General features: G+C 44.6%; 17 protein-coding genes. 6 read left to right on the top strand and 11 right to left on the bottom strand.

Annotated elements, in window-relative coordinates; all coding sequences use genetic code 11:
• Nucleotides 1-81: 81 nt before the first annotated feature.
• The 4 genes from F6K63_RS35005 to F6K63_RS35020 all read right to left on the bottom strand — a co-directional run bounded on the left by F6K63_RS35005 (nt 82) and on the right by F6K63_RS35020 (nt 1,507).
• The gene (locus F6K63_RS35005; RefSeq protein WP_071105778.1) at nt 82-384 is read right to left on the bottom strand and encodes an addiction module antidote protein; all 303 of its coding nucleotides are present in this window, start codon (nt 382-384) and stop codon (nt 82-84) included.
• Between the two features lie 95 nt (nt 385-479).
• Nucleotides 480-800: a hypothetical protein gene (locus F6K63_RS35010; RefSeq protein ID WP_071105779.1), complete on the bottom strand. Its 321-nt coding sequence runs from the start codon at nt 798-800 to the stop codon at nt 480-482.
• Nucleotides 797-1,090 carry a type II toxin-antitoxin system RelE family toxin gene (locus tag F6K63_RS35015; protein WP_071105780.1) on the bottom strand — a complete coding sequence of 98 codons (294 nt, stop codon included), beginning with the start codon at nt 1,088-1,090 and terminating at the stop codon, nt 797-799. Before F6K63_RS35015 ends, F6K63_RS35010 begins: the two co-directional genes overlap by 4 nt.
• A 231-nt stretch (nt 1,091-1,321) precedes the next feature.
• The gene (locus F6K63_RS35020) at nt 1,322-1,507 is read right to left on the bottom strand and encodes a hypothetical protein (protein WP_287314705.1); all 186 of its coding nucleotides are present in this window, start codon (nt 1,505-1,507) and stop codon (nt 1,322-1,324) included.
• Nucleotides 1,508-1,588: 81 nt separating this feature from the next.
• Here F6K63_RS35020 and F6K63_RS35025 point away from each other — a divergent pair, with 81 nt between their 5' ends.
• The 4 genes from F6K63_RS35025 to F6K63_RS35040 all read left to right on the top strand — a co-directional run bounded on the left by F6K63_RS35025 (nt 1,589) and on the right by F6K63_RS35040 (nt 5,425).
• Nucleotides 1,589-2,545, top strand: a complete 957-nt coding sequence (locus F6K63_RS35025; RefSeq protein WP_287314707.1) for a F510_1955 family glycosylhydrolase — start codon at nt 1,589-1,591, stop codon at nt 2,543-2,545.
• 110 nt (nt 2,546-2,655) lie between these two features.
• Entirely contained in the window at nt 2,656-2,958 is a 303-nt protein-coding gene (locus tag F6K63_RS35030) for a PepSY domain-containing protein (protein WP_287314709.1), read from the top strand.
• 730 nt (nt 2,959-3,688) lie between these two features.
• Nucleotides 3,689-3,910, top strand: a complete 222-nt coding sequence (locus F6K63_RS35035) for a hypothetical protein (protein ID WP_287314711.1) — start codon at nt 3,689-3,691, stop codon at nt 3,908-3,910.
• 459 nt (nt 3,911-4,369) lie between these two features.
• The gene (locus F6K63_RS35040) at nt 4,370-5,425 is read left to right on the top strand and encodes a Fe(3+) ABC transporter substrate-binding protein (protein WP_287314712.1); all 1,056 of its coding nucleotides are present in this window, start codon (nt 4,370-4,372) and stop codon (nt 5,423-5,425) included.
• A 229-nt stretch (nt 5,426-5,654) separates the two neighbouring features.
• On the opposite strand, the gene F6K63_RS35045 is transcribed toward F6K63_RS35040, so the two are convergent.
• Together F6K63_RS35045 and F6K63_RS35050 are read right to left on the bottom strand one after the other, a co-directional pair.
• Nucleotides 5,655-5,813, bottom strand: coding sequence for a hypothetical protein (locus tag F6K63_RS35045; RefSeq protein ID WP_287314714.1), 159 nt, complete (start codon nt 5,811-5,813; stop codon nt 5,655-5,657).
• Nucleotides 5,794-7,470 (bottom strand): ABC transporter permease, encoded by a 1,677-nt coding sequence (locus F6K63_RS35050; RefSeq protein ID WP_287314716.1) that lies wholly within the window; start codon nt 7,468-7,470, stop codon nt 5,794-5,796. The genes F6K63_RS35045 and F6K63_RS35050 overlap by 20 nt, the downstream gene beginning before the upstream one ends.
• Nucleotides 7,471-7,747: 277 nt before the next feature.
• Here F6K63_RS35050 and F6K63_RS35055 point away from each other — a divergent pair, with 277 nt between their 5' ends.
• Nucleotides 7,748-9,133 (top strand): aldehyde dehydrogenase, encoded by a 1,386-nt coding sequence (locus tag F6K63_RS35055; protein WP_287314718.1) that lies wholly within the window; start codon nt 7,748-7,750, stop codon nt 9,131-9,133.
• Here F6K63_RS35055 and F6K63_RS35060 read toward each other — a convergent pair.
• Both F6K63_RS35060 and F6K63_RS35065 read right to left on the bottom strand, forming a co-directional pair.
• Nucleotides 9,130-9,324: a hypothetical protein gene (locus F6K63_RS35060; protein ID WP_071105788.1), complete on the bottom strand. Its 195-nt coding sequence runs from the start codon at nt 9,322-9,324 to the stop codon at nt 9,130-9,132. The genes F6K63_RS35055 and F6K63_RS35060 overlap by 4 nt on opposite strands.
• Nucleotides 9,325-9,366: 42 nt before the next feature.
• On the bottom strand, nt 9,367-10,113 hold the full coding sequence (locus F6K63_RS35065) for a hypothetical protein (RefSeq protein WP_008184279.1): 747 nt from the start codon (nt 10,111-10,113) through the stop codon (nt 9,367-9,369).
• 292 nt (nt 10,114-10,405) lie between these two features.
• On the opposite strand from F6K63_RS35065, the gene F6K63_RS35070 reads away from it, so the two are divergent.
• On the top strand, nt 10,406-10,591 hold the full coding sequence (locus F6K63_RS35070) for a hypothetical protein (RefSeq protein WP_287314720.1): 186 nt from the start codon (nt 10,406-10,408) through the stop codon (nt 10,589-10,591).
• 172 nt (nt 10,592-10,763) lie between these two features.
• On the opposite strand, the gene F6K63_RS35075 is transcribed toward F6K63_RS35070, so the two are convergent.
• From F6K63_RS35075 to F6K63_RS35085, 3 genes are all read right to left on the bottom strand, one after another.
• A complete protein-coding gene (locus F6K63_RS35075; protein ID WP_193431502.1) occupies nt 10,764-10,937 on the bottom strand; it encodes a hypothetical protein in 174 nt (57 codons plus the stop codon).
• Between the two features lie 349 nt (nt 10,938-11,286).
• A complete protein-coding gene (locus F6K63_RS35080) occupies nt 11,287-11,460 on the bottom strand; it encodes a hypothetical protein (protein WP_287314722.1) in 174 nt (57 codons plus the stop codon).
• Nucleotides 11,461-11,707: 247 nt separating this feature from the next.
• Nucleotides 11,708-11,884, bottom strand: coding sequence for a hypothetical protein (locus F6K63_RS35085; protein WP_287314723.1), 177 nt, complete (start codon nt 11,882-11,884; stop codon nt 11,708-11,710).
• Nucleotides 11,885-12,300: the final 416 nt, after the last annotated feature.

A 12,300-nucleotide genomic window follows, 5' to 3' on the forward strand; every position in this document is an offset into this window, starting at 1 on the left:
GGGATTGGAATGGCGCGCGGAACATAATGATCCGCGCTTTGTCGGCAACAACCACCAGGTTTTCACCTGGTGCTATACAGATCATTCCTGCTGATGGGTAGGTTTAGAGAGGTTAAATGTTGCACCAAGTGCCTGTATTACCTTTAGAACAGTGGCGAAGTCTGGATTACCTTCCATCGACAACGCCTGATCAAGACTTTCATGGCCGAGAGCGGTTTCGCGAGCAATTTGTGTCATTGCTTTGGAACGAGCAATATCCCGTAGAGCAGCCACTACCAAGGCAGGATCCCCATCTTCAAGAGCAGCTTCGAGATAGGCAGCCATATCTTCTTTGGTTTTCAGATGTTCTGCCACATCCCAAGGATGGGTTTTGATGTTGGTCATCACGATTTGCTATAACTTTTGTGCTAGATCTAGGGCTGTCTTGATGTCACTGTTCCTGAGGCACAACTCCTCAATCATGGAGTTATACACCAGAATTATTCATCAAGGTGCTGCCTAATCTCTTCGATGGAGATACCTGCACCAGGTTTGACATTAGCGGAACGTTCATCAAGAAAATTCATCAGTTCGAGATTCTGACGAGTTAGTTGAATTTCCTCCTCAAAATCCTCTTCCTCGCCAATCTCAAACACGTGAGCATTGATATTTTCCTCAACTGTGGCCACTGGCCTATCCATAATCTTAGCTAATACAAACTGCTCGCCATCAGCAGATTGCAAAATCAGGTTCTGTTGTCGTGCCTGTTCTAACAGATAATTGATCAGCTTTGAGTGTTCTGGCACAGTAATAGTTTTCATAATTGACGTTCTTTTCCGCGAAAGTATAGTTTGTTCCTAAGCTTCAATCCAACTGCTTCAATGGATACAATTTGGACAACACTTGTTACGTCATAGAAAACCCTGTATCTATCAATCCGCAATTCCCATTTAGCTGTTCTGTTGGGTCGTAATTGCTTACGGTTTGCTGTAATAACGGTTGGCTCATAGCGCAGATTTGCCTCAATCCCATCAAGAATAAGTTTACGCTCATTTTTTTTAAACCATCCAAGATCGTCCTTAGCTTCAGGAGTGAACTCAATGGCGAACATATGTTTTATAAACAAAAAGTAACTGACCTTCCGCACTTTAAATTGTAGTACGAAAGAACACATAAAGGGTGAGCCCTACCAAAATCAATAAGTAAAAATACTGATAAAGCCAGAGTTTGAGGTTATGTCCAACTCAGGTAATCAGTTATACTACAGTAGGTACAATCAAGCTAAGCGTGGAAACGACACCTTTGCTTCCCCACACCGAAAATTCTCACCAACAACCATAGCTCAACAAACCCCAGAAGCGGCAACTACGCCATGACTATCAAACCAGCTTGATCTAGAATCGGTATCAGTACCAATAACTCCTCCTGTGGCAACCGCTACAGTTTCCGAAGCAGCAACAGTGGATAGTAAAACGTTAACTACCAGAACTGAAATTACCAGTCCAACCCTGGGATTGGGAGAATTCATCTTAGGATTACTGGTGGTAGGGCCACTTGTACCCGCTTCAATCAAGCAATTGATGTAGAGATGAATGTATAGATAAAGGATATGCTAAAAAATTGCTTCATTTACAGTATTGTCGCTATTACGGTGATGGGTTGTCAACCCACCACAATTAAAACCAATATCACTCAGTCAACCATAACAGGAGTGACCAATAATGTCACCAATAACAACGTTATTCTTAGTGATGCTCCTGAGAAGTGGTGGCAGAAGACTAATATTCACGCTATGGCTGTTAGTCCAGAGAATCCGGAAATCCTCTATGTAGCCACCCATCATGGCTTATTGCAGCGTTCTGAGGCAGGGAAATGGCTGCAAGTTGGGGAAACTCGTTCTAATTTCACCAGCTTTGTGGCTCATCCTAAGGATAGCGGACGCTTTTATGCTAGCTTACATCCACCATCAGGAGGCAAGCTCGGTTTTCTGACTAGCTACAATCAAGGGCAACATTGGCAGCTCCAATCCCTGCTCGGGGTAGACTTTCTGACTTTAGCGATCGCACCAGCTAATCCCAAGGTAATTTATGGATGGGCGGTTTCTGGAAAACAAGGCTTGTTGGTTTCAAAAGATGGTGGCAAAACCTGGAATCAATTACCAGCGCAGGGACTGGAGGATAATCCCCATAACTTAGTAGTTGACCCGCGCAATCCTGAGCACCTGTTTGCCGCTACAACTCTGGGATTATTTGAGACTAGGGATGGTGGAAAAAGCTGGATTTTAGTCCCTAATTCTCAAGAGTCCCTTGTTGCTAGTTTGGCTCTGAAATCCGAAGCAGAAAAGACAGTAATTTATGGATTTCACATCCTTTCAGAAAAGTCGGGAGGATTCTTTAAAAGTACCGATGGGGGTAGGACTTGGGAAGCCATAAGCTCAGAAACAGGAGACTTATTTTTGTATATGGCGATCGCCCCGTCTAATCCCGAATTATTATACGCTGCTAATGATCAGAATGGCATATTACAATCCAAAGATAGCGGTAAAACTTGGCAACCATTATTCTAATTCTATTACTATAGAAAAGGGAATAGGGAAAAGGGAATAGGGAACAGGGAATATGGTATAAAAAAATACTACAATTCATTTAGCATAATTTATATTACTATTATCTAATTATGGCTATTAATAGAGTCCGTTTACGTCAATTACACGCTTGGTTTGCGCCAATTATGGTCTTGCCAGTGTTGTTGACTCTGATTACCGGTTCCTTGTTTCAGGTGGCGGTTCTTACTGATAAAAGTAGTGAATTTATTTGGCTTTTGGATCTGCACAAAGGAAAATTTGGTGCCATTAACTTACAAATGATTTATCCCTTTCTCAATGCCTTTGGTTTATTAACCTTAGCAATTACAGGTATTTCTATGTGGTTTCAAACTCGGCGACGGGTTATAGGGCAGCGCTCACGAAATAGGGAATGAAAACCCTATAGTGTGACCATAAACGTTATCCTATCGTAAGCATGCAGCCGTCAGCCGTCAGCCGTCAGCCGTCAGCTAAAAGCTCAGGCTATGGAACCTTCAGCTGATGTAACAGAGATTAAACCAATGCTTACTTGTTTTATTCAAAAGCACCTCAAGTAGCCCATTAGCTGATAGCTGATACGCGACACGCTGATAGCTGAATGCTTACATCCTATCGGTAGTTTAATCCACACTTCATTTAAGAAAAAATTACAACAAACAAGCGGTCATAAACGAAGTTATAGCGCTACGCGCAAGTCAGAAGTAAGAAGTCAGAAGTCAGAAGTAAGCTATGACTGAGTTTCAGAGTTTAGGAGCGATGCAGAGGTGCGACCCGTGGCGAATTTAATTCGCCAACGGAAAGCGCACCTAAGCGGTCTTGGGGGTTTCCCCCACTCGCTATTGCATCAAGACAATGTCAAACACCTTAATGCGTAGTGCTATATTAACTCAACTTAATATATAGCAATTCTCATAATCATGAGGTACACAGGATTTTTTACCACTCCCCCCACTCTCCACATTCTTACCCCTACTCCCTACTCCCTGCTCCCTACTCCCTAAAACCCAGGACTAAAGTACCTCACCGAATTGAGAACTTCCATAACACAGGCACTGCCCACCTGAGGATTAAGTTCCTGTAGGGTGGGCAGGGTCGCAGACAGATTCACCAAGCTGGCAATGTAGGTTGCTAGGCACTGCCCACCTGAGGATTAAGGACTATTCTCTCTTCCCGACTCCCGACTCCCGACTCTCTCTTCCCGACTCCCGACTCCCGACTCCCGACTCTCTCTTCCCGACTCCCGACTCCCGACTCCCGACTCTCTCTTCCCGACTCCCGACTCTCTCTTCCCGACTCTCTCTTCCCGACTCCCGACTCCCGACTCCCGACTCGCTCAGTAGTCAGTAGCCGCAAAATCTTATCAATTGTAGTAATGCTGGTAAAGGTGTTTCCAAATTCAAGGACGCAATAATTGCTAAACCCTTTATATGACAAGCTTTTCCAGTGCCTGTTTCCTAAGGGCGGAAGTTCCCTAGCCCTGGGCGCAGCCCTATAACTTTCAGCTCTATTCCTCTGAAAAATTTTTAGAGAAATTTCTGATAAGCTATTAAAACAATTCTAGTATAATGAGTAAAGTTCCTCTTCTACACACTGACCTAATCATCTACTATAGGGTCAATTATATAGTCAAATTGGGTGATTAAAAGGATTTATCTGCCATCCGACCGCCTGAGGTAGTTTACAAAATCTACAAACTAATCGATAATTTATAGCGATAGCAGTAGGTATGGTAACTCAGGTGCTGGATTACCATACCTACTGCATAAGTTTAGCGACAACCCTAAGGAGAGAAAGTAGTAGTTGCTGATGAACATCAATAGAAGAAATATCTTACTAGCAGGTGGTACAGCCATGGCGGCTTACACCTTAGGTGAACTGGGTAAACCTCGTAGAGCAGCCGCCCAGAATGGGGTAGTCAATGTCTACTCCTCTCGTCACTACAAGACGGATGATGACTTGTACGATAACTTCACCCGCATCACTGGTATTAAAGTGAATCTGATTGAGGGGAAAGCAAATCCATTAATAGAACGGATTATAAGTGAGGGGGCCAATAGCCCAGCTGATGTCTTAATCACTGTTGACGCTGGTCGTCTGTGGAAAGCTGACCAGGCTGGTATTTTTGCCCCGGTTAATTCATCGGAACTCAACTCCAAGATTCCCGCTAACCTGCGACACCCTGACAATCACTGGTTTGGCTTCACTAAGCGAGCGCGGGTGATTATGTATAACAAAGACAGAGTTAACCCTGCTGATCTGTCAACCTACGAAAATTTGGCTGATCCCAAATGGCAAGGTCGCATTGCTATCCGCTCATCGAGCAACGTTTATAATCAGTCTCTGGTGGCGTCACTGATTGCCAGCCTGGGTGTACCAGCAGTAAAATCATGGGTCGAGAGCTTTGTGGGTAACTTTGCTCGCAAGCCTCAGGGTAATGATCGAGCCCAAATTGAAGCGGTTGCGGCTGAGATTGCTGATATTGCGATCGCAAATACCTATTATCTACCTCGCTATATTAAATCCGATGACCCTGCCAAGCAGGGGATCTTCAAGAAAGTTGGTGTATTTTTCCCTAATCAGCGAAACCGGGGTGCCCACATTAATATCAGTGGTGGCGGCTTGGTTAAAACAGCTCCTAATCGAGAAAATGGTATCAAGTTCTTAGAGTATCTAACTAGCCCTACGGCTCAGACCTTCTTTGCTCAAGCTAATAGCGAATATCCAGTGGTTCCTGGAACACCGATTGATCCGGTACTTGCGGGCTTTGGTTTTCCTTTCAAGGAAGATCCAACCAGTGTTTCCCAATATGGTCCCAATAGTGCTACAGCAGTTCAACTTATGGATATTGCTGGTTGGGTATAACAGTTATAAATTAGATCAAGTACTGTCGTTTTAGGGAGTAGGGAGCGGTGCGACCCGTGGCGAATTTAATTACGGGTCAAGCGCACCGAGGGAGTAGGGAGTAGCGCCGATAAAGCAAAAACTCCTCTTTTCCCTGTTCCCTGTTCCCTTTTTTTTGATTCCAACACCATGAAGAATTAAGAATTAAGAATTAAGAATTAAGAATTAAGAATTAAGAATTATGCCTTCTTCATGCTTCATTCTGCCTTCTGCCTTCTGCCTTCTGCCTTCTGCCTTCTGTATTCTGCCTTCTGTATTCTGCCTTCTGCCTTCTGCCTTCTGTATTCTGCCTTCTGCCTTCTGCCTTCTGCCTTCTGCCTTCTGCATTATTATCCCTGAGATTTAGCAATCTTTAAACTCAATAAAATTACTGGAATAATTCCTACTAAAACAATCGCTAACGCTGGGGCTGATGCCTGTATTAATCGTTCATCGGAGGCATACTGGTAAACTCGTACTGCCAGGGTGTCAAAATTAAACGGTCGCATGATCAGAGTTGCTGGTAACTCTTTCATCACATCCACAAACACTAACATGGCTGCTGTTAACAATCCTCCCCACATTAATGGGGCGTGAACTTTAATTAGGGTCAGCGTAGGTCCATAACCGAGACTGCGAGAGGCATCATCTAAACTAGGCTTAATCTTACCTAGGCTGGATTCAACGGTATTGAATGAAATTGCTAGGAAGCGCACAAGATAGGCGTATACTAGAGCAATGATGGTGCCACTAAAAATTAAACCGGTGGATATGCCCAAGTTATCCCGCATCCAGCTGTCAATGATATTGTCCAACTGACCTAAGGGCATCAAGACACCAACTGCAATCACTGAACCAGGGATAGCGTAACCCATGGCAGCAGTGCGTACTGCTAAGCGCATCCCTAGTTTGGGCACTAGACGTTGCCCATAAGCCATGACTAATGCTAAGACCATAGCAATCGCAGCTGTTGTAATTGCTAATAGTAAACTATTTGTAGCTAGCTGCCAAAAATTATCATCTAAGGTTTCCTCGGCATTTTTAATGGTCATGTGCAGCAAAAATGCTGCAGGTGCTAAAAATCCAAGAGCAGTGGGAAGGAAACAGGCTACAAACGCGAGTATGGCTCTGATCCCAGTTAGTGGAAATGGCTTGATTCCCTGGTAACTACTGCTAGTCTCATAATAGCGAGATTGCTTACGAGACCAGCGTTCTAGTAGAATTAAAATAATTACAAATAGTAGCAAACAGGCGGCTAGTTGAGCAGCAGCTGACCTCTCACCCATTCCTAACCAGGTACGATATATCCCTGTAGTGAAGGTACTGACACCGAAATACTCTACTGTCCCAAAGTCGCTTAGGGTTTCCATCAGTGCTAAGGCCAAACCTGCCATGATCGCTGGTCTGGCTAGGGGTAGAGCTACGGTGAAGAAGCCACGCCAAGGGGTACATCCGAGGGAACGAGCAGCTTCTAGGGTACGCACGGATTGCTCTAGGAAGGCTACCCTGGTGATTAGGTAAACGTAGGGATACAGCACTAAAGACAACATTGCGATCGCACCCCACAGAGACCGGACATTGGGAAACCAATAATCCTGCACGCTAGTCCAGCCAAACAGCTGCCGCAGCCAGGTCTGTACGGGTCCAAAAAAGTCCAGCATATTGGTGTAAGTATAGGCAAGTAAATAGGCTGGTGCTGCCAGAGGCAGTAGTAAAGCCCATTCAAACAGGCGGCTTCCCCAGAAGCGACACATGGTTACTAGCCATGCTGTTGAAACCCCAAGGATTAATACTCCACTACTTACACCTAGGATTAACCACAGGGAGTTGACAATGTAACTGCCTAAGACAGTGGAGACTAAATGACTCCATACTTCTGAAGAATCGGAGAACATACTGCCCAGCACAAATAGGACTGGTGCGCAAATCAGGAGTGCGATCGCAATTACCGAGACTGTCCAACCAGGCAAACCCAGACGATGCCATGGTTTGTTATCGCTCAATAGTGCTGAAATTTTTAGTGGCATCGGGAGTTTTCAGAGGTAATGATTACTTTAGGACTTAGGAAGTTTCCTTGGTTTTGCCCCCCTAACCCCCCAAATCTGGGGGGGACAAAGTCACGAAAGTCCCCCAAAGTTGGGGGATTTAGGGGGCAATGGGTAAGTCATGTACTTAATGCTTTCAGGGAGCTAAACTGACTCAACTCTTGCAAGTATTTAGCAATAAACTATCCTATCAAATAATTGCTAACCTTGAACCAGAACAAAAGGATTTTTTTTTTCCGTTCAGGGATTAAGTTTTAAGATGCTTCAACTACAAACCAGTGAAGTCAAGGATATTTTGGCTCAGCAGCGCAATTTTTTCAGCACCGGTAAAACCAAAGATGTGGCATTCCGGATCGCCCAACTCAAGCGCCTCAAGCAAGTTATTTTAGAAAATGATACTGCCATTTTAGAAGGCTTGAAAGCCGACCTGCACAAGGCGGAATTTGAATCTTATGCTACCGAAATTATCCTGGTGCAGGAAATTGATCACACCCTCAAGCATATTAAATCCTGGGTCAAGCCCAAAAGAGTCCCGGTCTCAATGGCAAATTTTCCAGGCTCGGGTCAAATTTATCCCGAACCCTTGGGAGTAGTGCTGATTATCAGTCCCTGGAACTATCCATTTGCTCTAGCCATTGCGCCTTTAGTGGGTGCGATCGCAGCCGGAAACTGTTGCGTTATCAAACCTTCTGAAATCTCCCCTCACACCTCTGGTGCGATCGCAGAGATTATCCAGAAAAACTTTGACCCTAGCTATATTACTGTAGTGGAAGGGGGAGTAGAAACTAGTCAGGAACTGTTAGCAGAAAAATTCGACCATATCTTGTTCACCGGCAGCACCCAAGTTGGCAGAATTATCATGACTGCTGCTGCCAAACACCTAACCCCGGTTACCCTAGAGTTGGGGGGTAAAAGTCCCTGCATTGTGGAGACAGATGTGCCGATAGAGACTACAGCAAAACGAATTGTTTGGGGTAAGTTTCTCAATGCCGGTCAAACCTGCGTTGCACCAGACTATCTGCTGGTCAATCGGGAGATTAAATCTGATTTACTCCAGGAAATCAAAGCCTGTATCCATAAATTTTATGGAGACGATCCAGGCAAAAGTCCAGATTATGCTCGGATTATCAGTGATAAACATTATCAGCGTTTGAGTAGCTTACTCAACGATGGTGACATCATAATTGGTGGACAAACTAATGCAGAAGAGCGCTATATTGCTCCCACGGTCATCGACAATATTTCCTTAGAGGATAAAGTGATGGAAGAGGAAATCTTTGGTCCGATTCTACCTGTGATTGAATACAGTAATTTAGATGAAGCGATTGGGATAGTTAACCAAAGACCAAAACCCTTAGCCCTATATTTTTTCTCCAGAGACAAAGCAAAGCAACAGCAGGTTTTGCAACAGACCTCTGCTGGTGGTGTTTGCTTGAATGAAACAGTTATGCATCTAAATGTTCCTTCCCTACCATTTGGTGGGGTTGGTGATAGTGGCATGGGTGCTTATCATGGGAAAGCTGGTTTTGATACCTTTTCTCACCAAAAAAGCGTGCTGAAGAAATCCTTCTGGCTGGATTTGCAGTTGCGCTATGCTCCCTACAAAGACAAACTCGAACAGATCAAGAAATTTATTAGTGGTTAGTCATTCTTCGTTTTAGGGAGTCGGGAGTCGGGAGTCGGGAGTCGGGAGTCGGGAGTCGGGAGCTTCGGAGCTAGCGCCGTCTTGGGTAGCCAGTTGCTCATCTCTTCATCTCCCCATCTCTTCATCTCCCCATCTCCCCATCTCCCCGCGCCCCCACACTTACCACACTTACCACACTTACATCTCCCCATCTCCCCATCTCCCAACACTGCGCGCGGCGCTATAACCAATCGCTAATCATGCTCGGACTTCTTAGGATCATCCTCACACCAGACTGCACTGGCTAAGCCACTCCAGCAGATCATCTTCCATTTAGCCATGGATAGTTTAGGAATCTTAGCAACGAATAGCCAGTCAGAGTAATCTAGGTGCTTATAGATACGATCTTTGGCACCACTATCACTATGATTCAGCCAGCCCCAGCCAGAGATACCTTTATGGCCCCGGTGCTCCGTATCATCACCAAATCGGAAAGAGTATTCATGATTACCGAAGTAGTCTACTAGATCAAAGGACTTGAACTTCTTAGACTTGATTGTCCCCTTACCCATGCCAATCTTGTATGTGCCATAGGCTTTCTCGGTGACATAGGCATCGTTGTCTTTATGTCCCACAACTTTGTAGGTAAAGTCGATATCCCAGTAGTCAGTTGTCCTTTTTTTGTAATTCTTCCCTTCTTTTTGTCCACCGAAGGCTTTTCCGTAGATGTGGATCTCACCTGTGCTGGTGTAGTCGAGGAATACCTCTGCGCCCTCGTACTCAAAATCAAAGGTATAGATATCTCTGGCATTACCAGTGAGCAGTCCATCAAGACGCAAGCCATAGGGTGGCGGACTGGCACTAGCACCAGGGTGATTGCAAAGTTGGAAGGTACACTTTTGTGGAGCAAATGTGGGCTTGAATGAGAAGGGAACTAAAAAATTGATCGGAATCTCAAATTCACAGTTGTAAGAGGATTCGTGGATATTTTCGTCAGGCATGATTTGCCCTCCATCAGGTAGTTTGGCAGGTAGTCTTAATCTCTCCCAATGGTCTCATAATTTACTAACAAGTTGCGGTACCCTTAAGGGTACCTTTTAGTTAACTTGTAAGCATTCAGCTATCAGTTATCAGCTATCAGCTATCAGCTATCAGCGGTTTGCAATTCAGTTAGGTACAAATTTCTGAATTTTAGGGAACAGGGAACAGCGGATCACCGGAACAGGGAAGAGAGAACAGGGAAGTCGGAAGTCGGAAGTGGGAAAACAATCCTGTGTACCTGAGGTGCGACCCGTGGCGAATTTAATTCGCCAACGGAAAGCGCACCTGATAGTTATGCAAACCGCCGTATGCGCTATCGGCAGGGTTAAGGAGGAAACCGTTAAGAATAAAACAGGTCAGCATTCGAATAATGCTGAGTTACAGAAAGCACCTCAAGTAGCGTGGGAGGTTTATTTTAAGCTGACGGCTGACAGCTGACGGCACCTCAAGTAGCACCTCAAGTAGCGCATATGCTTACGTTAAGCTTAGCAGGAGACTGGTTAAGAAAACCCCCCTGACTTGATAAGCCTAGGGGGATTTGAGGAACTAATTTCTATGAACTAATTTAAAGCCAGCCGTCAAAGATTCTTGTCAAAGATTGCTAGAGAGATTAAGTGGTAACTGGTTCGGCTGGCTCAGTACCCGCTCCGTTCTCTTCGATCTCCATTTCCTCATACTTAGTAAAGCACTTACGCTTAGCACCTACAGCTAGGTCGAGCACAATTGGTACTTCTAATTTGATCGGAACTTGGAACACACAGGGGTTAGAGTATTTGTAAGGCATGGGTTTTACCTCTTGCTGTAATTAATTTCAATCAACACATTTATATAATGTCAAATCTAACCCTGGCTTGGCAGTACCCTTGAGGGTACCTTTTTTCAACTGATGATAGTCTCCCATAACTTAGCCTCGGTATTGGTGGGCATTGCCCATTTCATTTATAGGCTCACTAATTTTGATCTTCCTGAGCAATGCCCACCCTAGGATTTTTGTCTGGTTCGGTATTGGTGGGGGTGATTATCGCTTAAGGTCTACAATAAAACTCCTCCCTCCTGAGCTCAGGAGGGAGGAGATATAGGACTTAATTTATGCCCAGAATTTAAAAGCCAGCTGTCAAAGATTGCTAAAGAGATTAAGTGGTAACTGGTTCGGCTGGCTCAGTACCCGCTCCGTTCTCTTCGAGTTCCATTTCCTCATACTTAGTAAAGCACTTACGCTTAGCACCTACAGCTAGGTCGAGCACAATCGGTACTTCTAATTTGATCGGAACTTGGAACACACAGGGTTTATGGTATTTGTAAGGCATGGGTTTTACCTCTTGCTGTAATTAATTTCAATCAACACATTTATATAATGTCAAATCTAACCCTGGCTTGGCAGTACCCTTGAGGGTACCTTTTCAGCAGCTGATCAGATCAGGGCATAAAGGGTATCGGTTTTCGTCTACAATAAAACTCCTCCATCCTGAGCTTAGGATGGAGGATAGAGAGGAGAGATAGGACTTAATTTATGCCCAGACTTTAAAAGCCAGCCGTCAAATATTCTTAAAGAAACTAACTGGTAACTGGTTCGGTGGACTGATCAGTAGCCGCTCCGTTCTCTTCGATCTCCATTTCCTCATACTTAGTAAAGCACTTACGCTTAGCACCTACAGCTAGGTCGAGCACAATCGGTACCTCTAATTTGATGGGAACTTGGAACACACAGGGGTTAGAGTATTTGTAAGGCATGGGTTTTACCTCTTGCTTTAATTAATTTCAATCAACACATTTATATAATGTCAAATCTAACCCTGGCTTGGCAGTACCCTTGAGGGTACCTTTTATGAGGTGATATGATAGTGTTTCATAACTTAGCCTCGGTATTGGTGGGCATTGCCCATTTCATTTATAGGCTCACTAATTTTGATCTTCCTGAGCAATGCCCACCCTACGATTTTTGTCTGGTTCGGTATTGGTGGGGGTGATTATCGCTTAAGGTCTACAATAAAACTCCTCCCTCCTGAGCTCAGGAGGGAGGAAACAGAGGAGAGATAGGACTTAATTTATGCCGATAATTTCAAAGCCAACCGTCAAAGATTCCTGTCAAAGATTGCTAAAGATACTAAGTGCTAACTGGTTCGGGGGACTGATCAGTAGCCGCTCCG

Origin of the sequence: Moorena sp. SIO1G6 (assembly GCF_010672795.1) — a bacterium.
Taxonomy (GTDB): Bacteria; Cyanobacteriota; Cyanobacteriia; order Cyanobacteriales; family Coleofasciculaceae; genus Moorena; species Moorena producens.

What these genes read in the sequence shown, in the direction of transcription:
- F6K63_RS35005 (WP_071105778.1), bottom strand. Translation starts at nt 384, where the DNA reads ATGACCAACATCAAAACCCATCCTTGGGATGTGGCAGAACATCTGAAA.
- F6K63_RS35010 (WP_071105779.1), bottom strand. Translation starts at nt 800, where the DNA reads ATGAAAACTATTACTGTGCCAGAACACTCAAAGCTGATCAATTATCTG.
- F6K63_RS35015 (WP_071105780.1), bottom strand. Translation starts at nt 1,090, where the DNA reads ATGTTCGCCATTGAGTTCACTCCTGAAGCTAAGGACGATCTTGGATGG.
- F6K63_RS35020 (WP_287314705.1), bottom strand. Translation starts at nt 1,507, where the DNA reads ATGAATTCTCCCAATCCCAGGGTTGGACTGGTAATTTCAGTTCTGGTA.
- F6K63_RS35025 (WP_287314707.1), top strand. Translation starts at nt 1,589, where the DNA reads ATGCTAAAAAATTGCTTCATTTACAGTATTGTCGCTATTACGGTGATG.
- F6K63_RS35030 (WP_287314709.1), top strand. Translation starts at nt 2,656, where the DNA reads ATGGCTATTAATAGAGTCCGTTTACGTCAATTACACGCTTGGTTTGCG.
- F6K63_RS35040 (WP_287314712.1), top strand. Translation starts at nt 4,370, where the DNA reads ATGAACATCAATAGAAGAAATATCTTACTAGCAGGTGGTACAGCCATG.
- F6K63_RS35050 (WP_287314716.1), bottom strand. Translation starts at nt 7,470, where the DNA reads ATGCCACTAAAAATTTCAGCACTATTGAGCGATAACAAACCATGGCAT.
- F6K63_RS35055 (WP_287314718.1), top strand. Translation starts at nt 7,748, where the DNA reads ATGCTTCAACTACAAACCAGTGAAGTCAAGGATATTTTGGCTCAGCAG.
- F6K63_RS35060 (WP_071105788.1), bottom strand. Translation starts at nt 9,324, where the DNA reads ATGGGGAGATGTAAGTGTGGTAAGTGTGGTAAGTGTGGGGGCGCGGGG.
- F6K63_RS35065 (WP_008184279.1), bottom strand. Translation starts at nt 10,113, where the DNA reads ATGCCTGACGAAAATATCCACGAATCCTCTTACAACTGTGAATTTGAG.
- F6K63_RS35075 (WP_193431502.1), bottom strand. Translation starts at nt 10,937, where the DNA reads ATGCCTTACAAATACTCTAACCCCTGTGTGTTCCAAGTTCCGATCAAA.
- F6K63_RS35080 (WP_287314722.1), bottom strand. Translation starts at nt 11,460, where the DNA reads ATGCCTTACAAATACCATAAACCCTGTGTGTTCCAAGTTCCGATCAAA.
- F6K63_RS35085 (WP_287314723.1), bottom strand. Translation starts at nt 11,884, where the DNA reads ATGCCTTACAAATACTCTAACCCCTGTGTGTTCCAAGTTCCCATCAAA.